This window comes from Streptomyces sp. CA-179760, assembly GCF_050937045.1.
Taxonomy (GTDB): Bacteria; Actinomycetota; Actinomycetes; order Streptomycetales; family Streptomycetaceae; genus Streptomyces.
Map to the genome: position 1 here is coordinate 7,541,498 of NZ_JBNJLZ010000001.1, position 22,553 is coordinate 7,564,050.

At 71.6% G+C, this 22,553-nt stretch carries 21 protein-coding genes and 1 pseudogene; 10 read left to right on the forward strand and 12 right to left on the reverse strand.

Annotated features, from left to right (window positions below; genetic code table 11):
- Nucleotides 1-2 precede the first annotated feature (2 nt).
- Both ACQEV8_RS34305 and ACQEV8_RS34310 read right to left on the reverse strand, forming a co-directional pair.
- Nucleotides 3-416 (reverse strand): FMN-binding protein, encoded by a 414-nt coding sequence (locus ACQEV8_RS34305; protein ID WP_432968127.1) that lies wholly within the window; start codon nt 414-416, stop codon nt 3-5.
- A 13-nt stretch (nt 417-429) separates the two neighbouring features.
- A complete protein-coding gene (locus ACQEV8_RS34310) occupies nt 430-1,770 on the reverse strand; it encodes a ferredoxin reductase family protein (protein ID WP_432968130.1) in 1,341 nt (446 codons plus the stop codon).
- Between the two features lie 152 nt (nt 1,771-1,922).
- Here ACQEV8_RS34310 and ACQEV8_RS34315 point away from each other — a divergent pair.
- The 6 genes and pseudogenes from ACQEV8_RS34315 to ACQEV8_RS34340 all read left to right on the forward strand — a co-directional run bounded on the left by ACQEV8_RS34315 (nt 1,923) and on the right by ACQEV8_RS34340 (nt 7,677).
- A pseudogene (locus ACQEV8_RS34315) lies at nt 1,923-2,620 on the forward strand (response regulator transcription factor).
- Complete coding sequence (locus ACQEV8_RS34320) at nt 2,617-4,170, forward strand: sensor histidine kinase (RefSeq protein WP_432968133.1); 1,554 nt, start codon at nt 2,617-2,619, stop codon at nt 4,168-4,170. The pseudogene ACQEV8_RS34315 and the gene ACQEV8_RS34320 overlap by 4 nt, the downstream one beginning before the upstream one ends.
- A complete protein-coding gene (locus tag ACQEV8_RS34325) occupies nt 4,167-5,300 on the forward strand; it encodes an ABC transporter ATP-binding protein (protein ID WP_432968136.1) in 1,134 nt (377 codons plus the stop codon). The genes ACQEV8_RS34320 and ACQEV8_RS34325 overlap by 4 nt, the downstream gene beginning before the upstream one ends.
- Complete coding sequence (locus tag ACQEV8_RS34330) at nt 5,297-5,995, forward strand: ABC transporter permease (RefSeq protein WP_432968139.1); 699 nt, start codon at nt 5,297-5,299, stop codon at nt 5,993-5,995. Before ACQEV8_RS34325 ends, ACQEV8_RS34330 begins: the two co-directional genes overlap by 4 nt.
- Nucleotides 5,992-6,657, forward strand: a complete 666-nt coding sequence (locus tag ACQEV8_RS34335; RefSeq protein ID WP_432968143.1) for an ABC transporter permease — start codon at nt 5,992-5,994, stop codon at nt 6,655-6,657. The genes ACQEV8_RS34330 and ACQEV8_RS34335 overlap by 4 nt, the downstream gene beginning before the upstream one ends.
- A 60-nt stretch (nt 6,658-6,717) precedes the next feature.
- A complete protein-coding gene (locus ACQEV8_RS34340; protein ID WP_432968146.1) occupies nt 6,718-7,677 on the forward strand; it encodes an ABC transporter substrate-binding protein in 960 nt (319 codons plus the stop codon).
- Nucleotides 7,678-7,732: 55 nt separating this feature from the next.
- Here the strand turns inward: ACQEV8_RS34340 and ACQEV8_RS34345 are convergent, their stop codons facing one another.
- The 6 genes from ACQEV8_RS34345 to ACQEV8_RS34370 all read right to left on the reverse strand — a co-directional run bounded on the left by ACQEV8_RS34345 (nt 7,733) and on the right by ACQEV8_RS34370 (nt 13,855).
- A complete protein-coding gene (locus tag ACQEV8_RS34345; RefSeq protein WP_432968149.1) occupies nt 7,733-8,317 on the reverse strand; it encodes a GTP-binding protein in 585 nt (194 codons plus the stop codon).
- Nucleotides 8,304-8,663 (reverse strand): DUF742 domain-containing protein, encoded by a 360-nt coding sequence (locus ACQEV8_RS34350; protein WP_189721572.1) that lies wholly within the window; start codon nt 8,661-8,663, stop codon nt 8,304-8,306. The genes ACQEV8_RS34345 and ACQEV8_RS34350 overlap by 14 nt, the downstream gene beginning before the upstream one ends.
- Before the next feature lies 1 nt (nt 8,664).
- A complete protein-coding gene (locus ACQEV8_RS34355) occupies nt 8,665-9,096 on the reverse strand; it encodes a roadblock/LC7 domain-containing protein (RefSeq protein ID WP_382581951.1) in 432 nt (143 codons plus the stop codon).
- Between the two features lie 14 nt (nt 9,097-9,110).
- The gene (locus tag ACQEV8_RS34360) at nt 9,111-11,618 is read right to left on the reverse strand and encodes a sensor histidine kinase (protein ID WP_432968154.1); all 2,508 of its coding nucleotides are present in this window, start codon (nt 11,616-11,618) and stop codon (nt 9,111-9,113) included.
- A gap of 191 nt (nt 11,619-11,809) precedes the next feature.
- Nucleotides 11,810-12,814: a substrate-binding domain-containing protein gene (locus ACQEV8_RS34365; protein ID WP_432968157.1), complete on the reverse strand. Its 1,005-nt coding sequence runs from the start codon at nt 12,812-12,814 to the stop codon at nt 11,810-11,812.
- Between the two features lie 213 nt (nt 12,815-13,027).
- Nucleotides 13,028-13,855: an SAM-dependent methyltransferase gene (locus ACQEV8_RS34370; protein ID WP_432968160.1), complete on the reverse strand. Its 828-nt coding sequence runs from the start codon at nt 13,853-13,855 to the stop codon at nt 13,028-13,030.
- 198 nt (nt 13,856-14,053) lie between these two features.
- On the opposite strand from ACQEV8_RS34370, the gene ACQEV8_RS34375 reads away from it, so the two are divergent.
- Nucleotides 14,054-14,407, forward strand: coding sequence for an ArsR/SmtB family transcription factor (locus ACQEV8_RS34375; protein WP_432968163.1), 354 nt, complete (start codon nt 14,054-14,056; stop codon nt 14,405-14,407).
- A complete protein-coding gene (gene mgtA / locus ACQEV8_RS34380; protein WP_432968166.1) occupies nt 14,397-16,892 on the forward strand; it encodes a magnesium-translocating P-type ATPase in 2,496 nt (831 codons plus the stop codon). The genes ACQEV8_RS34375 and mgtA overlap by 11 nt, the downstream gene beginning before the upstream one ends.
- Here the strand turns inward: mgtA and ACQEV8_RS34385 are convergent.
- A complete protein-coding gene (locus ACQEV8_RS34385) occupies nt 16,883-18,415 on the reverse strand; it encodes an LCP family protein (RefSeq protein WP_432968169.1) in 1,533 nt (510 codons plus the stop codon). The genes mgtA and ACQEV8_RS34385 overlap by 10 nt on opposite strands.
- 92 nt (nt 18,416-18,507) lie before the next feature.
- Here ACQEV8_RS34385 and tatA point away from each other — a divergent pair, with 92 nt between their 5' ends.
- Nucleotides 18,508-18,762: a Sec-independent protein translocase subunit TatA gene (gene tatA / locus ACQEV8_RS34390; protein WP_432968172.1), complete on the forward strand. Its 255-nt coding sequence runs from the start codon at nt 18,508-18,510 to the stop codon at nt 18,760-18,762.
- Here the strand turns inward: tatA and ACQEV8_RS34395 are convergent.
- From ACQEV8_RS34395 to ACQEV8_RS34405, 3 genes are all read right to left on the reverse strand, one after another.
- Nucleotides 18,719-19,975, reverse strand: coding sequence for a cytochrome P450 family protein (locus tag ACQEV8_RS34395; RefSeq protein ID WP_432968175.1), 1,257 nt, complete (start codon nt 19,973-19,975; stop codon nt 18,719-18,721). The genes tatA and ACQEV8_RS34395 overlap by 44 nt on opposite strands.
- Nucleotides 19,976-20,118: 143 nt before the next feature.
- On the reverse strand, nt 20,119-20,577 hold the full coding sequence (locus ACQEV8_RS34400) for a DUF6114 domain-containing protein (RefSeq protein ID WP_432968178.1): 459 nt from the start codon (nt 20,575-20,577) through the stop codon (nt 20,119-20,121).
- Nucleotides 20,577-21,248 carry a DUF6230 family protein gene (locus tag ACQEV8_RS34405; RefSeq protein WP_432968181.1) on the reverse strand — a complete coding sequence of 224 codons (672 nt, stop codon included), beginning with the start codon at nt 21,246-21,248 and terminating at the stop codon, nt 20,577-20,579. Before ACQEV8_RS34405 ends, ACQEV8_RS34400 begins: the two co-directional genes overlap by 1 nt.
- Nucleotides 21,249-21,897: 649 nt before the next feature.
- Here ACQEV8_RS34405 and ACQEV8_RS34410 point away from each other — a divergent pair.
- Complete coding sequence (locus ACQEV8_RS34410) at nt 21,898-22,539, forward strand: Tat pathway signal sequence domain protein (RefSeq protein ID WP_432968184.1); 642 nt, start codon at nt 21,898-21,900, stop codon at nt 22,537-22,539.
- The last annotated feature ends 14 nt before the right edge of the window (nt 22,540-22,553 follow it).

Below are 22,553 nucleotides of genomic sequence, written 5' to 3' on the forward strand. Positions count from 1 at the left end.
CGTCAGCCCTTCGCGTCGATGGCGGCCTGGAGCGACTCCTTGTAGCCGTCGCTGGTGATCGTGGCGCCGGACACCGTGTCGATGTCAGCGCTCTGCGCCTGGAGCGTCTCCTCGATCAGCTTGGGCACGGCGGCCGTGGTCTGCGGATGGTTCGGCTGCTGCAGCATCCGCACCGAGGCGATCTTGTCGCCGTCGAAGGTGACCTCGACCCGCACCGGACCCTTCTCGGTGTCGATGGCCGAGCCCTTCACGACCGTGGTCGTGGAGCCACCCGACGAGGAGGCCGAGGGTGTGGCGGCCGGAGCGGCGGCCTCCGTGACGGTCGACGACGCCCCGGTGTCCTGCGAGGGCGCGTAGCGCCAGACCGGGATCAGGCCCGCGATGCTCAGGACGAGGACGGGTATGGCTCGCTTCACGACAATCTCCTTGTCATCCGGCCAGGCTGAAGCGTTCGAAGTGGATCTGCGCCTTGGGCACGTCGAGTTCGCGCAGGCTGCCGAGCACGGCGTTCATCATCGGCGGCGGGCCGCACAGGTAGACGTCCCGGCCGGCGATGTCCGGCACCAGGCGTGCCAGCTCCCGCGGCGCCAGCCGGTCGGGCACGGGCGGGCCTGTGACCAGGTGCAGTTCGGCGCCCTTGGTGAGGGCGAGGTCGCGCAGTTCGTCGTAGAGGACGGCGTCCTGGTCCGTGGCGACCCGGTAGATCACGACCGCGTGGCCGTGCAGCTCCTCCAGCAGGGCCCGGATCGGCGTGACACCGACGCCGCCGGCGATGAGCAGGGCGTCCGGGCGGGTGCGGTGCAGGGTGGTGAAGGCGCCGTAGGGACCCTCGGCGAAGACGCGCGTGCCCACCTTCAGGTGCCGCAGGGCCGCGCTGCCGTCGCCCGCGCGCTTGGCGGTCAGCCGGAGCGTACGGCCGTCGGGGGCGGCGGACAGCGAGAACGGGTTGGCCTGCCACCAGCGGTCCTTCGTCAGGAACCGCCACAGGAAGAACTGGCCCGCCCGGGCGGGCAGCCGGTCGAGGTCGCGGCCCGTGATGTAGACCGAGACGACATGGTCGTTCTCGGGGACGACGGCCGTCACCCGGAGCTGGTGGCGGAGGTTGCGCCACAGCGGCAGCACCAGCCGGCCCGTGAACACCGCGGCGAGGGCCACGCCCCACACGGCGTACCAGTACGTCTGCGCCGCGGACGACGAGGCGAACGTCGTGCCCGCCGCGACCTGGTGCGTGAACGCCAGCACCACCGCGACATAGGTGTACAGGTGGATGAAGTGCCAGGTCTCATAGGCCAGCCGGCGCCGGGCGGAGCGGGCCGAGACCACGCCGACCACGATGATGATCGCCAGGGCGGTGATCGCGCGCAGCACGCCCTCGACGGTCTCGGCGAGATCCACGAGCTGGTTCACGGGGTCCAGGGACGAGGACTGCGCGTAGCCGAAGACGATGAACACCGCGTGCGCGAGCAGCAGCCACAGCACCGAGAAGCCCGTCCAGCGGTGCCAGGACGTCAGCCGGTCCATGCCGATCCGCCGGTCGAACCAGGGCAGCCGGGCCACCAGCAGCAGCTGGAACGCCATGAGCAGCGAACCGTACAGCCCGGTCAGCCGGCCCAGCACGATGAGCGTGTTCGAGGCGAAGCCGGCCTGGGCGAAGAAGACGGCCACCACGACCGCGTTGGCGAGCAGCACCGCGTACAGGCCGGTGCGCCCCACCACTCTGGGGCGCACGCCCGCGCGGGTCGCCGCGGGAGGTTCTTGGAGGGTCGTCACGGTCGGCAGCTCCTTGATCGGATCCTGGGACACCGAGCTTGTCGCCAAGGAGCTGTCGAAATACTGTCGCTCAACTTTCAAGTGTTTATCGATCGGGCCGCGAAGGGGCGGACGGCTATGGAGGCGCGGGACAGGTGAAGCACTATGAGCGGGTGGAAAAAGTACGCCTCCTCGTCGTCGACGACGACCCGCCCATCGCCGATCTCGTCGCGACCGTCGCCCGTTACGAGGGCTGGGACGCGGTCACGGCGTACACCGGCGAGGACGCGCTGAAGCGGGCCGCCGAGTTCCACCCGGACATCGTGGTGCTCGACCTGATGCTGCCCGGGGTGGACGGCTTCGGTGTCCTGGACCGGCTGCGTGCCTCCGGGACGATGGTGCCGGTGGTGTTCCTCACCGCGCGCGACGGCGTCGCCGACCGGGTCGCGGGCCTGACGCGGGGCGGGGACGACTACCTGGTCAAGCCGTTCGCCGTGGAGGAGCTGATGGCCCGGCTGCGGACCGTGCTGCGGCGCAGCGCGGGGCCCGCCTTCCAGCGGTCCGTGCTCCAGGTCGGCGATCTGACGATGGACGAGGACACCCGCGAGGTGCGGCGCGGTGAGCGGCTGCTGTCGCTGACCCCGACCGAGTACGAGGTGCTGCGTTACCTCATGCGCAAGTCGCCCACCGTGCTCACCAAGGCGCAGATCCTCGACCACGTGTGGGAGTACGGCTTCGGCGGCCGTTCCAACGTCGTCGAGCTGGTCGTCAGCCGGCTGCGCCGCAAGCTCGACGAGACGGACGACGGCGGCGCCCCCTGATCCACACCGTGCGGGGCTTCGGGTACGTGCTGCGGCAGGCCTCCGAGTGATCGCCAGGGTGCGGCGGACCTACCGCAGGATGCGCCTGGGCACCCGGCTGGCCCTGGGCCTCGGCGCCCTGGCGCTGGTCGTGTTCGCCGTCGTGGGCACGGCCCTGACCACGTACATGCGGGACTACCTCTCGGCCCAGCTCGACACCCAGCTGGCGCAGGCCCAGATCGCCCAGTCCAAGAGCATCGCGGACTACGGCACGCTCTCGGGCAAGAAGTACTACAGCTGGTTCTACGCCGTGTACGACGTCTCGGACGGCCCGCCCGAGCTCCGCAGGCCCGAGGACCCTGCCGACCTGCCGAAGGACGTCGACGACTTCACCTCCCTGGCGCGGGCGCAGACCACCGCGCACACGGAACTCCTGCGCACCGAGCACCTCAAGGGAGCGGGCTCCTACCGGCTGCGTGCCTGCCAGGTCGAGCCCGGGGTCGTCCTGGTCAGCGCCGCGCCCTTGGAGGACATCGAGGACACGGTCGGGCAGCTGATCACCATCCAGGTCGTCACCTTCGCCCTCGCGCTGCTCGCGCTGGTCGTCTTCGGCCGCCGGACGCTGCGCCGCGGACTGAAACCGCTCAGCGACATGGCGTCCACCGCGCACGGCATCGCCTCGCACGACCTGACCGAGTCGGCGGCCCGGCTGCCGCTGCGCGCCGACGGCCGGGACGGCGGTCCCGAGGTGGACGAGCTGCGCACCGCCTTCAACACCATGCTGGAGCACATCGACGACTCCCTCGCCGTGCGCGCGGAGGCCGAGCAGCGGCTGCGCCGGTTCGTCGCGGACGCCTCGCACGAGCTGCGCACCCCGTTGATGTCGGTGCGCGGCTACGCCGACCTCTTCCAGTACGCCGCCGCCAACGCCCCCGAGGAACGCGACCGGCACCTGGCCCGGCTGCGCGCCGAGGCCGCCCGGATGGGTGTCCTGCTGGACGACCTGCTGCTGCTCGCCCGGCTGGACGCGGCGGAGGTGGAGGAGCCGTTGCGGCTCCAGGACGCCGACCTGGTCGAGTTGGTGTGCCAGGCCGCGGACGCCTTCCGCGCGGGCCGCCCCGACCATGAGCTGACCGTGCTCGCGGGTCCGCGGCCGATGCGGCTGCGGATGGACCCGCTGCGCATCCGGCAGGTCGTCGACAACCTCCTCACCAACGCCGCCGTGCACACCCCCGCCGGGACGAAGGTGTCCGTGGAGGTGTGCGTCGCGCCCGGCTCGGCCGAGGTGCGGGTCACCGACACCGGTCCGGGCATCCCGCCCGACGACCGGGCCCGGGTCTTCGACCGCTTCTACCGCGTCGACAAGGCCCGCACCCGCGACCGCGGCGGCAGCGGCCTCGGCCTCGCGGTCGCCCAGTCGCTGGTCCGGGCCCACAGCGGCCGCATCGAGCTGGACAGCGAGCCGGGCGCGACGGTGTTCACCGTCCGCCTGCCGCTGGAGGGGGGAGGGGCTCCCGGCCGCCCGGGGTCCGGAAACGACCGCGGTCTAGACTCGTCCGGCGACAGCGCGTACGACCATGGCCAAAAGTCTCCGCCAACCCGAAGGGCCCCGGCGCCTTGATACGGATCGAATCAGTCACCAAGCGGTACCCGGACGGCACGGTGGCGGTCGACCGGCTCTCCATGGAGATACCCGACCGCTCGATCACCGTCCTCGTCGGACCGTCGGGCTGCGGCAAGACGACCACCCTGCGGATGATCAACAGGATGGTGGAACCGAGCGAGGGAACGATCCTCCTCGACGGCGAGGACATCCAGCGGCAGCCCGTCACCACCCTGCGCCGGTCCATGGGCTACGTCATCCAGAACGCCGGCCTCTTCCAGCACCGCACGATCGTCGACAACATCGCGACCGTGCCGCGCATGCTCGGCTGGGGCAAGCAGAAGGCCCGGGCCCGGGCGGCCGAACTGATGGAGCGCGTGGGCCTCGACGCCGCGCTCGCCAAGCGGTACCCCTACCAGCTGTCCGGCGGCCAGCAGCAGCGCGTCGGCGTGGCCCGGGCGCTCGCCGCCGACCCGCCGGTACTGCTCATGGACGAGCCGTTCTCGGCGGTCGACCCCGTGGTGCGCAAGGTCCTCCAGGACGAACTGCTGCGCATCCAGGAGGAGTTGGGCAAGACCATCGTCTTCGTCACCCATGACATCGACGAGGCGATCAAGCTGGGCACCATGGTCGCCGTGCTGCGTGAAGGCGGTCACCTCGCCCAGTACGCGCCGCCCGCCGAGCTGCTCTCCAACCCCGCCGACGCCTTCGTCGAGGACTTCCTCGGCGCCGACCGCGGCATCCGGGGCCTGTCGTTCTTCCCGTCCGCGGGCCTCACGCTGACGAGCGACCCGGTGATCCGGGCCGACGCCACCGCCGAGCAGATCGCCGCCCCCGACGCCCCCTGGCTGCTGGTGACGGACGCGGACGGCAGGCCGCTCGGCTGGAGCGCGCCGGACGACCTGACGGCCGGGGACATCCAGCCGGACCGGCTCCTGTCCCACGGGCGGCCGTTCGTGCCCGGCACCGACTCACTGCGGGCCGCCCTCGACTGCGCCGTGCTCTCCCCGACCGGCTGGGCCGTCGCCGTGGACGACGGCGGACGGGTGACCGGAGTGGTCGAGCAGCACACCATCGGCGAGGCGATCCGCAGCGCCCACGCGGCACGGCGCGACGACGAGCGCGACGACGAGAAGGTCGCCGGATGAGCGGCTACCTCCACGACTTCTTCGACATCCCGAGCGACCTCCAGCACAGCTGGTTCGGGCTGATCGGGCTGCACCTGAGGGAGGCCCTGCTGCCGGTCGTGGCCGGACTGCTCCTCGCGCTGCCGATCGCCCAGCTGTGCGTGCGCTTCCGCTGGCTGTATCCGCCCGTCCTCGGCCTGACGACGGTGCTGTACGCCATCCCGTCCCTGGCGTTCTTCGTGGTCCTCATCGACTACACCGGGCAGACCGAGCTCACCGTGATGATCCCGCTGGCCGTGTACAGCCTGGTGGTGCTCGTCCCGGCGATCGTCGACGGGGTGCGCTCGGTGCCTCCGGAGACCCTGGCCGCCGCCACCGCCATGGGCTTCGGTCCGGTACGGCGGTACTTCCAGGTGCAGTTGCCGATCGCGGTACCGGCGATCATCGCGGGCCTGCGGGTGGCGACCGTGTCGAGCATCTCCCTGGTCAGTGTCGGCATGCTCATCGGCAACCAGGGCGCGCTCGGCAACCTGCTCCACGACGCGCAGATCTACAACCGGCCCGAGCTCACCTGGAACTCCGTGATCACCACGGCGCTCCTGGCGATCCTCGTCGACGCCCTGCTGGTCCTCGTCCGCGTGCTGCTGACGCCCTGGATGCCGAGCGGGACGGCCCGCCGCAAGCCGGCGCCCGCACTTAAGGACGCCGCCCGGTGAACGTACTGAACTTCGTCAACTCGTTCTTCAGCGAGAGTGCCCACTGGCAGGGGTACGACGGCATCCCGGCCCGGCTCGGGGAACATGTCCAGTACACCCTGGAGGCGCTGCTCCTCGCCGCCGCGATCGGACTGCCGATCGGCCTGGTCACCGGTCACTACGGGCGCGGCGGCAACGCCCTGTCCCTGGTCGCCACCGCCGGGCGGGCCCTGCCCAGCTTCGGTCTGCTGGTGCTGATGACCACCCTGCTCGGGTTCGGGATGCTGCCCGTGATGATCCCGCTGGTCATCCTCGCCGTCCCGCCGATCCTGGTCACCACCTACGAGGCGATGCGCTCCGTCGACCCCTCGCCGGTGGACGCAGCCCGCGGCATGGGCATGCACGAGTCCCGGATCCTCTTCCAGGTGGAACTGCCGGTCGCCCTGCCGCTGATCCTCAGCGGCTTGCGCTCGGCGGCCATCCAGATCGTGTCGACGGCCACCATCGCCGCGTACGTCAGCCTCGGCGGCCTCGGCCGGTACATCGTCGACGGCCTTTACCAGCGCGACTACGAGAAGGTGGTGGGCGGCGCGACGCTGGTGGCCGTCCTCGCGCTGGTCACGCTCGCGCTGTTCTGGGCGGCGGCCCGGGTCGCGGTATCCCCGGGTGTGCGCAGGAGATGACGCCAATTGGTGACCAAGCTGCTCTTGACTGACCGAATATCCGCTGGCTTGGATCAGTGGGTGATTACTACACGGAAGAGCAGCACCCGGTCCATAACGAGGCACCCCGGCGCGGCAGCGGTCGCGCTGGCCGCGGCGGCAGCTCTTCTCGGGGGCTGTTCCTCCGGCGGCACCTCCGACGACCCGCTCAAGGGCGGCGGGGCGGAGGGCGGCGCCGTCGTCGTCGGCTCCAACAACTTCGCCGAGTCCATCCTGCTCGCCGACATCTACGGCGAGGCCCTCAAGGCCAAGGGCATCAAGGTCACCTACAAGCCCAACATCGGCAGCCGGGAGACCACCTACGGCCTGATGAAGAACGGCAGCGTCACCGTGCTGCCGGAGTACAACGGCTCCCTGCTGGCCTACCTCGACGCCAAGGCCAAGCCGAAGACGGTCGAGGAGACCACGACCGCCATCGACGGCAAGCTCGACTCCAAGCTGGAGCTGCTGAAGCCGTCGGCCGCGCAGAACAAGGACTCCGTGACGCTCAACGCCCAGACCGCGAAGAAGTACAAGCTGACCGCGGACTCGTCCATCGCGGACCTCAAGGACGTCGCGAAGGACCTGGACTTCGGCGGCTCGCCGGAGTTCCAGACCCGCCACCAGGGCCTGGTGGGCCTGAAGTCGGTGTACGGCCTTGAGTTCAAGTCCTTCAAGTCCCTCGACGCGGGCGGTCCGCTGACCCAGACGGCGCTGAAGAAGAACACCGTGCAGGCCGCGGACCTCTTCACCACCGACCCGACCATCGCCCGGGACAAGTTCGTCGTCCTGAAGGACCCGGAGAACCTCTTCGGCTTCCAGAACGTGCAGCCGCTGGTCCGCAAGGGCGAGCTGTCCAAGGAGGGCGCCGCGGCACTCGACGCGGTCTCGGCCAAGCTCGACACGAAGGCGCTGCTCGAACTGGACGCGCAGGTCCAGCTCGAGAAGAAGGACCCGCTGGACGTCGCCAAGGCCTGGCTGAAGTCGCAGGACCTGGCCTGACGCTCCGCTCGCGCGGCCCGGGCGGTGCGCACCGCCCGGGCCGCGCGATGTCTCCCTAGGCCTGTACGGCCGACGCGATCAGCTGGTCGATCAGGGCGATCAGCACGTCCCGGCACGACTCCCGGTCCCGCGCGTCGCACAGCAGCACCTTCACATGCTCCGGCACCGCGAGCGCGTCCCGGATGTCCTCGGGCGGATACGGGTGCTTGCCGTGGAAGCCGTTGACCCCGACGACGAACGGGATCTTCCGGCGTTCGAAGAAGTCGATCGCGGCGAAGCTGGACTCGGGTCTGCGGACGTCGACCAGGACCACGGCGCCGAGCGCGCCGAGCGCCAGGTCGTTCCACATGAACCAGAACCGCTGCTGCCCCGGCGTACCGAACAGGTACAGCACCAGCTCCCGGCTGATGGTGATTCTGCCGAAGTCCAGGGCCACGGTGGTGGCCCGCTTCTCCTCGATGCCGTCGAGGTCGTCGATGCCCAGACCGGCGATGGTCAGGGGCTCCTCGGTACGCAGCGGGGCGATCTCGCTGACCGACCCGACCATGGTGGTCTTGCCCACGCCGAAGCCCCCGGCGATGAGGATCTTGACCGTGTCGGGTGCCGAGGACGCGTCAGTGACGGGGTCAGAGCCGGCCAAGGCCGTCCCTCACTTTCTGCAGCAGGTCCAGGTCCGGAGTCGTACGGGAGACGAGGCGCGGCGGGCGGACAGTGATCCGGCCCGCCTCCAGCAGGTCGCAGAGCAGGATGACGACCACGCTCACCGGCAGGTCCAGCCGGGCGGCCAGCTCCGCCACGGCGACCGGCTCGGCACAGAGCCGGAGGATCCGGGTGTGCTCGGGCTGGCACCGGGCCGCGGTGGCCGGTGGCGGATCGACCGCGGTCACCGTCGCGATGAGCGTGAAGTCGGCCCGGCTGGGCCGGGTCCGGCCACCGGTCAGCGCGAACGGTCGTACGAGCCGGCCCGCCGAGTCGCCTTCGCCCACCTCACACGCCTGGGTCGACGACGGGTCCGGCCATGCCCCGCGGTGCCGCGCTGAGGTGCTCGCCGATCTTCTTCACCAGCATGTTCATCTGGTACGCCACCACACCGACGTCCGCGCCCGGGCCGGTCAGCACGACCAGGTGGGCGCCGGGGCCGGCGGAGGTCAGGATCAGATAACTGTTGGCCATCTCGATGAGCGCCTGGCGCACCGGACCGCCCCGGAAGTCCATGCTGACGCCCTTGCTCAGGCTCATCAGACCGGACGCGGTCGCCGCGAGCCGCTCGGCGTCGTCGCGCAGGAACCCGGTGGACCTGCTGACCACCAGGCCGTCCTCGGAGAGCACCACGGCCTGGTTCACATCGGCGACCCGCTCCACGAGTCCGGTCAGCAGCTGGTCGAGCTGAGTGTGCGTGGCGGGGATGGGGCGTGTCATTACGGAGTCCTTCGTCAGCGGTCGGCGGGCGGAGTCGAGGGGACGGAATCGGCGGCGGCCTGCCGGGGTGATGCGGCCGGGTCCTCGTCACGGGCCCGGAGCGTGCCGCGCTGGAAACCGGCCAGGGAGGAGGCGGCGGCTTCCGCGGTGAAGTCGTCGAGGGAGCCGTCGTCGCCCGAGGGCGCGGACTCCTCACGCAGTTCCTCGACCAGGCTGGTCTGCGGCACACGACGGGGCAGCGGGGCGAGACCGCCCCCGCGGGGGGTGCGAGCGGCGGATGCGGTCCGGGCGGCGACGAGGGGCCGCGGCTCACGACCGGAACCGGCGGTGCCGGTGCTGCCGCCGGTACCGGTGGCGCCCTCTGCACCCGCCGAGTTCTGCCCGTCGTCGCCCGAGCGTTGCGCGTCCACCGAGCTTCGGCCGTCTCCCGAGTCCTGCCCGTCGTCCGAGCCGTGTTCGCCGCCCGAGCCTCGCCCGCCCTCCGGGCCCCCGCCGCCGCCCGTGCCCCTGGGGCCGCCGAGGGCCGTCAGGGTGTGCGTGCCGTTCAGGGACTTCGCGTTCCGGGCGCCGGGGGCGCCGTTGGACGACGGCGGGACTTCCCGGACCACGATGTCGTGCGGTATCAGCACGATCGCCGTGGTCCCGCCGTACGGCGACGAGCGCAGGGTGGCGGCGATGCCGTGCCGGTGGGCCAGCTGGGCTATCACGAACATGCCGAGGCGCAGGTCGTCGGCGAGGGCGACCACGTCGAACTGCGGTGGCACCGCGAGCTGTTCGTTAAACGACGCGTAGTCCTCCTCCGACATGCCGAGGCCGCGGTCCTCGACCTCGACGGCGAGCCCCTTGGCCACCATCTGGGCCCGTACCGTCACGGGGCTCGGGGCGGGGGAGTACGCGGTCGCGTTGTCGATGAGCTCGGCCAGCAGATGGATGACGTCGGCGACCGCGGGCGGGGCGACGTACACCTCCTCCTCGGTGTGCACCTCCACCCGCTGGTACTCGGCGACCTCGCCGACCGCGCTGCGCAGGATGTCCATCAGCGCGACCGGCTCGGCCCAGCTGCGGCCCGGCCGTTCGCCGCTGACGATGACGAGGTTCTCCTCGTAGCGGCGCAACTGGCTGGCCGTGGAGTCCAGTTCGTACAGGCCCTTGAGGATGTCGGGGTCGCTGTGCTCGCGCTCCAGCGCGTCGAGCTTGCTCAGCTGGAGGTTGACCAGGTTCTGGCTCTGCCGGGCGATGCCCAGGATGACCTTCTGGAAACCGCGCCGGGTGTCGGCGAGTTCGACCGCGGTGTGCACGGCCGTGCGCTGGGCGGTGTTGAACGCCTGGGCCACCTGGCCGAGTTCGTCGTGCCCGTAGTCCAGCGGGGTCGTCGCCGACTCCGGGTCGACCGTCTCGCCCCGCTCCAGCCGCGCCACCACGTCCGGCAGCCGCTCCTTCGCGAGGCTCAGGGTGGCCAGGCGCAGACCGCGCAGCCGCCGCGACAGCGAGCGGGTGATCCGCCAGGACATGCCGACGCACAACAGCAGCGCGAGCAGCCCGCCGGCGCTCAGGGACGCCGCCTTGATCAGCGTCCCGTCCGCCTTTTCGGCGCTGCGTTCCAGCAGCCCCGTCGTCTGCTGCTCGATGAGACTCGCGTAGTGCGCCGACAGCTTGTCCATGGCGGAGTTCCACCGCTGCCGCGCGTCCGGCAGGGCGATGCGGTCCGCGTCGGCGCTGGAGTTCCGGGCCGCCAGCACCTGGTCCTCGATCGACTCCAGCGTCCGCCACTCAGGGCTCGCCAGGATCCGCTCGGTCCGTGCCTTGGCCTCGCCGGTCAGCTGGGGCACGACCTGGTCCTGGACCAGCCAGCGCCGGGTGTTCACGAGTTCCGCGTACTGCACCCACGCCTTGTCGTCCAGATGCCCCGACGGCCAGGCCAGGGTCAGCTGCGCGTCCTCCCTGGAGACCAGCTCCGCCGCGTGCTCCAGCGCGACCAGCGGACCGGCCTGCGAGGTGAGGTCGCCGTCGTCGACCTGGGAGAGCTCCTGGAAGGCGTGGATCTGGTCGTCGATGATCGAGGAGTACTGGTCCAGCGCCTGCTGGGGGGTGATGTCGGTGGGGTCGTCCACCTGGTCCCGGTAGTACTCGAGGCTCCCCACCGAGCCCAGTACCGAGTACAGCCGGTCGGAGATGCGGGAGGGCGCCTTCTCGATCGCGTCCGCCTGCCCGACCAGCTTCGCGACGGCCTTGTCGGTCTCCTCGCGCTGCGCGTCGAGGGCGGTGCGGGAGCCCTGCGGGGAGGCCAGCCAGGCGGCCGACAGGCTGCGCTCCCGCTGCAGCGCGAGCGTCGCGTCGGTGCCCATGGCGCCGGTCGACCGGCTCAGCTCCGTCTGGTCCCGCAGCCGCAGGCCCTCCGAGAACATCTGGATCGTCGTCACACCCCACATGGCGGCGAGGGTGACGCTGGGCACCAGGGCCAGCAGCCACAGGGAGAGGCGTATGGAACCGAGACGGCGCCGGGCACCTGTCCGTCGAGACATCGTCGTCCTAGGGCGATCAGCGGGGAGCGAGGAACGGGGAAGCGGAACGGTCGGGGAGGGCGGGGGACGGGCGCGGGAGGGGGAGCGTGCCGGGCGCGGCACATGGGATGCGCAGGATGTTATCCGTACAAGTGGGCGTGCGAACCGGGCCTGACCGAATCTTTGGCGACACCGTCACAGAAAGTGTCCGGTCACCGGGTTCCGGCGGCGGCGAACCGTGCCACAGCGGACACGTTCGACCTGGTCACGAACGCGGGACCGGTGAGCACCGGAGTCGTCCCGCCGCCGCTGACGTTGCCGTTGACGCGGTACAGCCACAGGGCGTCCACCGCGAGGTAGCCCTGCAGATACGGCTGCTGGTCCACGGCGAACTGCACATCGCCGCGCTGGACCGCCTTGACCAGGTCCTTGTTGAGGTCGAAGGTGGCCACCTCGGCCCTGCTGCCGGCCTGCCTGACGGCTTTGACGGCGCTGAGCCCGTACTGGGCGCCCAGGGTGACGACCTTGTCGATGCTCGTGTCCTGGCGCAGCCGGGACGCGATCGTGTCGGTCACCGCGTTCATGTCGGCGCCGTCCACGTACAGGTTGTCGGTGTCGCCGCGGAACGTCTTCCGCACGCCGGCGCAGCGGGCCTCCAGCGCCACGTTGCCCCGCTCGTGCACCACGCACAGGGCGTGCTTGGCCTTGACCTCGTCCAGCTTGTCGCCGACGGCCCGGCCTGCGACGAACTCGTCCTGGCCGAAATACTCCAGGAGTCCCGCGGGGCGCCAGGCGTCGATACCGGAGTTGAGCCCGACGACGGGGATGCCGGCCGCCTTGGCCTGGGCGACCGGGCCGCGCATCGCCGCCGGCTTCGCCAGCGTCACGGCGATGCCGTCGACCTTGTCGCGGACCGCGTCCTTCACCAGCGCGGCCTGCGCGGCCGGGTCGGAGTCGCCGGCGTACGTCAGGTCGATGCCGTCCTTGGCGGCCGCCGCCTCCGCGCCTGACCGCACCAGGTCCCAGAAGGCGTCGCCCTTGCCGCCGTGCGTCACCAGGGCGACCTTCATCCCGCCGCCGGACGTGGTTGCCGAATCCGCCCCGTCTTCGGCCGCGCCGAGGACGGAGCAACCGGACACCAGCAGCCACGCGGCCAAGGCCAGGGCCACGGATCGGGAGAGTCTCACGGAGGTGGGCTGCGGGGGAGGAGCGTTCATGGGGGTGGACCTCGCTGTGCGGCCGAGCAAGAGCAGGGTGAGAGCACAGCGGGGCCGTGAACGTGCACGACCCGATGACTCTCTCTGGCTCGGAGCCAACCGTGTGTGACCACTGGTCGTCAAGTGAGCGGCCACAAGCCGTGAGTTGCCGCTGCCGCATCGTGATGATCCGTCCGACGGGCCGAACGGCCAGGCCAGGGACCCTTTCCCCGGCTACGGCTTGCGCGCAACCGCCCCGTACATCGCGATGTCCTCGTCCCGGATCGTGACACTGTTCCCGGCACCGCCGCTTTCCGTACCGTCCGTGCGGTTAGGGCGCCACTTGTGGACCTGCGTGATGCCGGGCTCCACCAGGTCGAGACCCTCGAAGAACTCCGCCGCCTCGGGCAGGGTCCGCAGCCGCATCGGCATGCCGCGCGCGGCGTACTCCCGGGCCACCCGGCCGACCTCGTCGGGCGCGAAGTCGGCGGTGCCGACGGACATCGCCAGGCAGCTGCCGGGCGGCAGCGGGTCGAGGAGCCTGCGGACGATGCCGACGGCGTCATGCTCGTCCAGCATGAAGTGCACGATCGCGATGACGGTCAGCGCGACCGGCTGCGACAGGTCGAGGGTCTCCCGGAAGCCAGAGGCGCCGAGGACGGCCGCCGGGTCGCGCATGTCCGCCTCGACGTACGCCGTCCCGCCCTCGGGTGTGCCGGACAGCAGTCCCTGGGAGAGGGAGAGGACGAGCGGGTCGTTGTCGACGTAGACGACCCGCGCGTCCGGGGCCTCGGCCTGGGCGATCTCGTGCAGGTTGGGCGAGGTCGGGATGCCGGTACCGATGTCGAGGAACTGGCGTATCCCCGCCTCGGCGGCGAGATACCGCACGGCGCGGTGCATGAAGTCGCGGTTGGCCCGCATGTGGACCGGCAGGGCGGGCCACTCGCGGCACATGGCGTCGCCCGCCTCCCGGTCGGCGGGGTAGTTGTCGTCCCCGCCGAGGATGTAGTCGTAGATGCGCGCGGAGTGCGCGCTCTCGGTGTCGATGCGGTGCTCCGGCATCCGGGTCTCCCTGTACGCAACTCGCCTGCCATCGGCCACAGTTGGACCGCTGCGCGCGATTCCATCACTCCTGGCCCCGCGAGGGAAGAAACAGCTTTCCGGGGAGGGTGCCGCAGGCCGCCTAAACTGGTGCGGCTCGCGGGGCGACGGGACGCGACGACGAGACGGACACGACGCGACGGACACGACAGAAGGGCGATGACGGTGGCGGCAGCCGGCAGTGGCTTCGAGGACCCGTCCGCCGACGTGCTCGCCCAGGCGGCCGCGGCGTTCGGGCTGCTGGCCTCGCCCGCGCGACTGCACATCGTCTGGGCGCTGGCCCAGGGCGAGAGCGACGTGACCGGGCTCGCGGAGCGGGTCGGCGGCGCGCTGCCCGCGGTCAGCCAGCACCTCACCAAGCTGAAGCTGGCCGGCCTCGTCCGATCCCGCCGCGAGGGCCGCCGGCAGGTGTATTACGTCGACGACCCCGACATCGTCGACGTCGTACGGCTCCTGGTGGGCCGGCTCACCGACCGCGCCGCACCGGCGCGCCGCCGGCTCCATGGCCTCTGAGGTCGCCGAGGGCACCACCCTTGAGGTGCTGAGGCGGCTCGAGTCGGGGCCCCGGGGGCTGACCGAGGCCGAGGCTGCGGCGAGGCTGATCACCTCCGGCGAGAACACGCTGCCGGACGTGCGCATACCCTCCTGGCCCCTGAGGACCGTGCGTGCCCTGCGCGACCCCTTCACCGCCGTCCTGCTCTGCCTCGGCCTGGTGTCCGTCGCGGTCGCCTCCTGGGGCACCGGGGTGGTCATCCTCGCCCTGGTCGCGGTGAGCTGCGTGCTGCGCGCGACCGGGGAGCACCGGGCCGACCGGGCCATGTCCGCCCTGCGCGAGCTGGTCGCAGGCACGGCCGCGGTGCTCCGCCGCGCCGACGGCGGGGAGCCGCCGGAGTCCCGGGAGGTCCCGGTCGCCGAACTGGTCCCCGGCGATGTGATCCGCCTCGGCCCGGGGGACCTGGTCCCGGCGGACGTACGTCTGCTGCGGGCGCGGGGGCTCACGGTGCACGAGGCGGCCCTCACCGGGGAGTCGGCGCCGGTGGGCAAGAGTGCCGTGGACGGGGCGGGCGAGTCCCTCCTGTGTTTCCAGGGCAGCACCGTCGCCTCGGGCACCGCCACCGCCGTCGTGGTCGCCACCGGCACCGGGACCCGGTTCGCCGCCGCTCACCGGCAGCCCGCCGCGCACCGGCAGGGCGGGGCCTTCGACCGGTCCGTGCACGGGATCTCCTGGGTGCTGATCCGGTTCATGCTGCTGACCCCGCCTCTGGTCCTGATGGCCAACGCGGCGTTGCGCGGACGCGGCCTGGAGACCCTGCCCTTCGCCGTCGCGGTCGCCGTCGGTCTGACGCCCGAGATGCTGCCGGTGATCGTCACCACCTGTCTGGCCCGGGGCGCCGCCCTCCTGGCCCGCACACACGGCGTCATCGTGAAACGGCTGCCGGCGCTGCACGACCTGGGCGCCGTCGACGTGCTGTGCGTCGACAAGACCGGCACGCTCACCCAGGACCGGCCGGTGGTCCAGCGGTCCCTCGACCCGGCCGGCCGCGACGACCCGGAGGTGCTGCACTGGGCCGGCGTCGGCGCCTGGTGGACCCTCCAGCTCGCCGAACTGCCCGCCCCCGACGCCCTCGACGAGGCCCTGCTGGAGGCGGCCGGGCCGGTGGGCGAGGAGTACGACGGGGTGGACGCCGTGCCGTTCGACCCGGCACGGCGGATCGCGACGGCGGTGGTACGAGGTTCCCTCGGACGGCACACGGTCGTCGTCACCGGTGCCGTCGAGGCCGTGCTGGAGCGCTGCGCGACCGAGCCCGGCGAGCGCGACCGGCTGCTCGCCCTCGCCGCCCTGGAGGCGGACACCGGGCTTCGGGTGCTGGCGCTCGCCACCGCCGACCGGCCTGCCGGGGCGGGCTCCCCGGCCGACCCCCGGGGCCTGGCCTTCCGGGGCCTGGTGACCTTCCGGGACGCCCTCACCCCGACCGCCGCCGAGGCACTGCGCGGCCTGGCCGACCGCGGCGTCACCGTCAAGGTCCTCACCGGCGACCACCCGGCCACGGCGGCCCGGGCCTGCCGGGAACTGGGCCTGGATCCGGGGCGGGTACGGACCGCCGCACAGCTGGAACACGCCGGGGACGCGGACGCGGCGACCGTGGTCGCCCGCTGCACCCCTGAGGACAAGGCCCGCCTCGTCGCCGCCCTGCGCGCCGCCGGGCACACCGTCGGCTTCCTCGGCGACGGTGTGAACGACGTGGCCGCGCTGCGGGCCGCCGACGTCGGTATCGCGCCCCGCTCCGCCGTCGGCGTGGCCCGGGAGAGCGCCGATGTCGTCCTCGCCGAGAAGGACCTCACGGCGATCGGCCACGCGATCACGGCCGGCCGGCACGCGAGCGGCAACATCGCCTCCTACCTGCGCGTCACGCTCTCCTCCAACCTGGGCAACGTCGTCGCCATGCTCGCCGCGGGACTCCTCCTGCCCTTCTTGCCGATGCTGCCGGCTCAGGTGCTCGCGCAGAACCTGTGCTTCGACGCGGCCCAGCTCGCCTTCGCCCACGACCGTCCCGGTGCGGCCGCGTTGCGCGGCCCGGCCGTGCTGCGGCCGCGCTCCTTCCTCCGGTTCGTCACGGGCTTCGGACTGCTCAACGCGCTCGCCGACCTCGCCACCTTCGCCGTCCTCGCCCTCGCCCTCGACGGCCCCGACACGGTGGACGACGAGGCCGTGTTCCACTCCGCCTGGTTCACCGAGAACCTGCTCACACAGGCCCTGGTGATGCTGCTCCTGCGCACCGGCCGGCGCGTCGGGGGGAGCAGGGTGCCGGGCCCGGTCGGCCTGGCGGCGGCCGGTCTCGCCGCCGTCGGCCTGCTGCTGCCGCCGAGCCCCCTCGGCGGCGCCCTCGGCATGACGGCCCTGCCCGCCGCGTACTACCTGCTGCCCGCCGTGGTGCTCGGCCTGTACGCCCTGGCCCTGACGGCGGCCAGGGCCGGGCACCGGCGGCGTCAGCCGTAGGTGAGGTCCGAGCAGGGGTTGTCGTCCGCCGAACGGGCCCCGTCGGCGACCTCGGACGGCACGGAGGCCGGAGCCGGTGAGGCGGACGCGGTCGCTGACGGGCTGTCGGCGTAGGACTGCCCCAGTACGACGCTGATCCCGCTGCCGGTCACCGACCGCAGCCCGGCGCCGGGGAAGGCAGCCGCGACGGTCCGGGCCCGGTCCTCGAGGCCGGGGCCGTACTCGACCAGTGTGGTCGTGTGGTCCTGGGCGGACGCCGTCGCCGTACCCGTGACGCTGAAGCCGTCCGCGGTGAGGGCCTCGGCGGCGCGGGCGGCCAGGCCGGGCACGGCGGTGCCGTTGTAGAGGGCGACCTCGATGCCGTCACCGGAGACCGGCCCGGGGGTCGAGGAGGCGGAGGGGGGCGCCGCCAGGTCGGCGGAACCAGACGGTCCGGTCTGCTTTCGGCCGGCGTCCTGGCCGTCGATCGTGCGGTCGGCCTTGAGCGCGGCCCACAGGGCCTCGGCGTCCGGCTGCACGATCGCCACCCGGGAACCCTCATAGCGCCAGGGCAGGGTGACGAACTTCGTGTTGTGCAGGTCGATGTCCTTCAGGGACATGGCGAAGGAGATCAGCTTGTCGGCGGAGCCGAGGCCGGGGTCGACGGTCAGCGACTCGGTGGCGGCGTCGGCCAGCGGCAACAGCCGCGTCGGGGTGAGGCCCTTGCTCTTCACCTCCTTCAGCAGACTGGCCACGAACGCCTGCTGCCGCTTGATCCGGCCGATGTCGCTGCCGTCGCCTATTCCGTGCCGGATCCGCACGTAGTCCAGCGCCCGCTGCCCCGATACGCGCTGCTCGCCCTTGTGGAACAGCAGCTTGCCGGGTGCGGTGAGGTGCGGGTTCAGGTCGTTCTCGTACACGTCCTTCGGCAGGCACACCCGTACGCCGCCCACCACCTCCGTCAGCCGTGCGAAGCCCTTGAAGTCGACGACGACCGTGTGGTCGACGCGCAGCCCGGTGAGCTGTTCGACCGTGTTCTGGGTGCAGGCGGGGTTGCCCTTGGCGGTCTGGCCGACCGAGTACGCGGCGTTGAACATCGTGTCCGGTCGCGCCTTGGTCCAGTTGCCGTCGGGCAGTTCGCAGGACGGGACGGTGACCAGGGTGTCGCGCGGTATGGAGACGGCGAGGGCGTGCCGGTGGTCGGCGTAGACATGCAGCAGGAACGCGGTGTCGGAGCGGCCCACGTCGTCCTTCTCGCCGCCGCCCAGCACGCTGTTGCCGCCGGTGCGGGTGTCGGAGCCGATGACCAGGATGTTCTCGCCCTTCGACGAGCCGGCCGAGGGGCGGTTGTCGGACAGGCCGCCGGAATCGAAGGTGCTGATGCTGCCGTCCAGCTTCAGATACAGCCAGCCGGCACCGCCCGCGGCGAGCACCAGCAGGGCCAGGCAGACCAGGAGGGCGACGCGTGGGCCCCGGCGGCGACCCCGCCGCCGCCTCTGGTCCCGGGGCGCGACCCGGTGCCGTGGTGGCTCTGTCCTGCGCATGCTGCTGACCGTCATCGGCGTCCGCTTGCCTCTCGTCCGGGGGTTGTACAGTTGCGCAATGTAGCAACTGTTGAAGAGAGGGAGGGCATGACGTGCTGCGCAACGGACTGGAGCCCTGGCATCTGCTGATCGTGGCGATCGTCGTGATCGTCCTGTTCGGCTCGAAGAAACTGCCGGACACGGCGCGTTCACTCGGCCGCTCGATGCGGATCCTCAAGAGCGAGGCGAAGGCACTGAAGGAGGAGGGCGCCGGAGGACCGGCCGCCGGAGAGCCGGATGATCCGGCGCCCTCCGCGGGACCCGTCAGCCCGTCAGGACCGGCAGCGTCCGATGGCCGTGCGAGATGAACGAGTCCACCGGCCGCAGCTCCTCGGCCGGTACGGCGAGGGTGAGGCCGGGGAACCGCTCGAACAGGGCAGGCAGGGCCACGCGCGCCTCCAGCCGGCCGAGCGGGGCGCCCAGGCAGTGGTGGACGCCGTACCCGAAGGCCAGATGGTCCTTCGCGGCGCGGGTGACGTCGAAGACGGCGGCGTCCGCGCCGTGGTGCTCCGGGTCGCGTCCCGCGGCGGCGTACGCGGCGAGGATCGCCTCGCCCTTGCGGATCACCGCGCCGTCGGGGCCGCCCAGTTCACCGAGCGGCAGATCCTCGACGGCGTACCGCAGCGGGAGGCTGGCCACCGGTGCCTCGGCCCGCAGGGTCTCCTCGATCACATCGTCCCAGGAGGCGCGCCCGTCGCGGACGTGCGCGAGCTGGTCGGGGTGGGTGAGCAGCGCGTGGACGGCGTTGTCGAGCAGGTTGACCGTCGTCTCGTGACCGGCGCTGATCATCAGCATCAGTGTGTCGAGCAGTTCCTGCTCGCTGAGCCGGGTGCCGCTCTCCTCCTCGTGGGCCGCGATCAGCGCGGAGGTGAGGTCGTCGCCGGGCGCCGCGCGTTTCACGGCGACGAGTTCACCGAGGACGGCGTAGAACCGGGCGTAGATGTCGGCGACCTCGGCCGCGTCGGCCGAGGTGTGGAAGACGCCGTCCACCACGACCCGCAGTTCGTCCCCCAGCTCCTCGGGCAGGCCGAGCAGTTCGCCGATGACCTGGATGGGCAGCGGGTAGCAGAACTCCTCCCGCAGATCGACCGCGTGGCCGTCCGCGCCGCCGCCGGTCCCGGCCTTGGCGACCCGGTCGAGCAGCGCCGCGGTGATCTCCTCGATCCGCGGCCGCAGCGCGTTGGTGCGGCGGCCGGTGAACGCCTTGGAGACAAGGGTGCGCAGCCGTTTGTGCTCGGTGCCGTAGGCGGTGAACATGTTCTGTACCGCGACCCAGGTGTACAGCGGCCAGTCCGGTGAGACCTGGCCGTCGGCCCAGCGCTGCCAGTGCCGGCGTGGGTCCTTGGACACCCGCGGGTCGGTGAGCAGCCGCTTCAGCAGCGGGGTGCTGCTGACCGCCCAGGCCGGGACACCGTGGGGGAGCTCGACGGGGGTGACGGGTCCGAGCTCGCGGATCCGGGTCGCCTCGCCGTGGATGTCGCGGCCGGACGGGTCGATCACAATCGGGTGGGACTGATCCATCGGACTCTCCCTGGGCTGACGGCTGTTCGTAGGCCGCGCACCGCCTGGTGGGCGGGTGCGTGGCCTGTCCAGCCAAGTGGCCGCGGCCGGGCGATGCCAGGGGGTGCGGGATCACTGGCCTGAAGAGAGTCACGGGGCCTGATTCAGACGGTCTGTCCGGCCTCCCGCTCCAGGGGCGGCGCCTCCGTCCGCGCGGCCTTGGCGGCCTTCCTGCGCTGCCGCCGGCTGACGCGCGGCTCCTGGTCCGGAAGCCAGCCGAAGGTGAGGCAGCTGCCGACGATGCCCAGGAGCATGCCCACGAAGAAGCCGCCCAGGTTCGAGGTCATCCAGGCCCCCAGGGAGACCAGTACCCCGATGACCGAGTAGAACAGGCGCTGGGAGGGGTTGAAGAGGATCAGCACACCGCACAGCAGCATCACGGCCGGAAGCAGATAGCCGGCCAGACCCTGCATGCCGACGTGCAGGACGACGTCCAGCGACGCCTTCAGGGTGAGCAGGACCTCCGCCCCGCCCAGGGTGAGCAGCAGCCCGCCCCAGAAGGGACGGCCCGCCCGCCACCGGCGGAAGGCGGACCGGACGTTCCCTCGTGAGCCGCCGGACATCAGCAGCCCGACTCGCCGAAGCCCAGCTTCAGCCCGGGCAGCTTGAACACACCGGCCGTCGTGGCGTAGTTGGTCTGCCGCAGGTTCTTGATGCGTACGGTGTCGGACTGCTGACTGAACACGCCGATCGGCCCGCGGCCCAGTTTCCCGGCCTTGTTGAGCTTGCTGGCGTCGTTGCCGATCTCGATGTTCTTGAAGGAGGCGTCGCCCGAGAGCTGGGTGGAGTCGGTGGTCAGGTCGGTGGCCCGGACCTTCTTCGCACCTTCACCCGCCTTGATGATCAGGTTCGTGCCGCCCAGGTCCACGCTCTGGCACAGCTTGGTGAGCGTCGCGTCCTTGATCACGGAGGTGACGACCAGGACCTGGCCGCCGGTCTCACCCGCGTTGGGGCTGCCCTCGGCCATCTCGTCCAGACCGCCGAACTGGGCGAAGCCGTTGCCCTTCAGCTCGGTGGCGGTGACCGTGAAGGGCATGCCGGAGATGGCGAACTGCACGCCCAGCGCCCCCTCGGCGGTGAGGACCGCGAGGCTCGCGGCGACCAGGGTGGCCGGCACCGCCATCACCGCGGCCCGGCGTGCCCGGACCCGCCCGGGGCGCGCGGGGGCGCCGGCGGCGTCCGCGGCTGCGGGGCCGTCCGGTCTTTCGGGAGTGTGCTCGGCGGAGGAGGTCATGTCTGCTCCAGGTGCGTGTCGGTGCGGATCGGACTTCGGTGGCACGTTGCCCTGGCGCGGACACCGACCGCGTACGTACGTCTCCTCGCAACTCCCGTCGGCTGCAGAGGCTTTCTCGTTACGACGCAGTAGCCGACTCGGAAGTTACCGGGGGTTACATGAAGGGTCAAGGGAAGTGTGAACAAAGAGTGTTGAATGTGCGCCGCATGTGAGTCAACCGCGTTCGGAAACTCTCAGCCGGCGCACAACTGGCCTGCGAAGCCTTGACGTTGACTGACCGGTAGGTCTACAACTCTCCTCGTCTCATCGGATCCGTGGCGCCGGATCCGCCGCGCGGCACCGTCCGCGCGCCCCGGACCGCCCCTCCAGAACGGGCGTCCCGGACGGGCATCCTGCCGCCCGGTGCGTTCGCACGGGCTTTCCATCGCCCGAGTCCACCCCTCCACGGCACGGCCGCTTTCCCTGGAGCCGCGCCACCAGCCACCCCCCGCCCGGTCCGGCAGGAGCCGCGTCCCCGTGCGTGCCTCCGGCCGGTGACCGGACTGCCGTTGCCGGTCCGTCACGTACGGAGAAGGCGTGACGGGCCGGCGACGGCGGACGCCCGACGTGCGTCCCCCCTCACCCCCGCTTCTGAAAGAGGTACACCCGCATGCGTACGCGCACCCTGCTCACCCTCACCGCCGCAGTCGCCGCCCTCGGCCTCGCCGCCCCCGCCTCCGCGGCCGACACCCCGGTCCTGACCACGACCGACGGCGCGGCCGTCGCGGTCGGCGACGTCCTCGACGCCTCCCTGGCGAGCGGCACCGCCGCCACCTTCTACTCCAGCGCGACCGGCACCAGCGGCATCTCGTGCACCTCGTCGGCGTTCTCCGCCAAGGTCACCGCCAATCCGGCCGCCCCGGGCACCGCCACCGAGTCCCTGGCCTCGCACACCTTCGACACCAGTGGCTGTACCACCAACGTCGTCGGTTCGCTCGGCGTCAGCGGCATCACCGTCGACAACCTGCCCTACACCGCCAGCGTGTCCTCCGACGGCACCGTCTCCGTGACCCCGGGCGCGAGCTCCGCCATCCAGTCCACGGTCAAGCTGCGCACCCTGCTGGGCAGCATCACCTGCGTCTACCAGGCACCGAGCCTGACCGGCACGGCGAGCAACACCGACCACAGCATCTCCTTCACCAACCAGCAGTTCACGAAGGTTTCCGGTTCGTCGCTCTGCTTCAGCAACGCCTTCTTCACCGCCAAGTACGCCCCGGTGACGAAGGGCGGCGTGGCGATCAACGTCAACTGAGCTTCCAGCACGGT

Bases quoted from the DNA above. Each gene is read 5' to 3' on its own strand.
- mgtA (WP_432968166.1), top strand. From the start codon at position 14,397: ATGGCCTCTGAGGTCGCCGAGGGCACCACCCTTGAGGTGCTGAGGCGG.
- ACQEV8_RS34375 (WP_432968163.1), top strand. From the start codon at position 14,054: ATGACGGTGGCGGCAGCCGGCAGTGGCTTCGAGGACCCGTCCGCCGAC.
- ACQEV8_RS34395 (WP_432968175.1), bottom strand. From the start codon at position 19,975: ATGGATCAGTCCCACCCGATTGTGATCGACCCGTCCGGCCGCGACATC.
- ACQEV8_RS34385 (WP_432968169.1), bottom strand. From the start codon at position 18,415: ATGCGCAGGACAGAGCCACCACGGCACCGGGTCGCGCCCCGGGACCAG.
- ACQEV8_RS34405 (WP_432968181.1), bottom strand. From the start codon at position 21,248: ATGACCTCCTCCGCCGAGCACACTCCCGAAAGACCGGACGGCCCCGCA.
- ACQEV8_RS34360 (WP_432968154.1), bottom strand. From the start codon at position 11,618: ATGTCTCGACGGACAGGTGCCCGGCGCCGTCTCGGTTCCATACGCCTC.
- ACQEV8_RS34400 (WP_432968178.1), bottom strand. From the start codon at position 20,577: ATGTCCGGCGGCTCACGAGGGAACGTCCGGTCCGCCTTCCGCCGGTGG.
- ACQEV8_RS34330 (WP_432968139.1), top strand. From the start codon at position 5,297: ATGAGCGGCTACCTCCACGACTTCTTCGACATCCCGAGCGACCTCCAG.
- ACQEV8_RS34370 (WP_432968160.1), bottom strand. From the start codon at position 13,855: ATGCCGGAGCACCGCATCGACACCGAGAGCGCGCACTCCGCGCGCATC.
- ACQEV8_RS34410 (WP_432968184.1), top strand. From the start codon at position 21,898: ATGCGTACGCGCACCCTGCTCACCCTCACCGCCGCAGTCGCCGCCCTC.
- ACQEV8_RS34355 (WP_382581951.1), bottom strand. From the start codon at position 9,096: ATGACACGCCCCATCCCCGCCACGCACACTCAGCTCGACCAGCTGCTG.
- ACQEV8_RS34365 (WP_432968157.1), bottom strand. From the start codon at position 12,814: ATGAACGCTCCTCCCCCGCAGCCCACCTCCGTGAGACTCTCCCGATCC.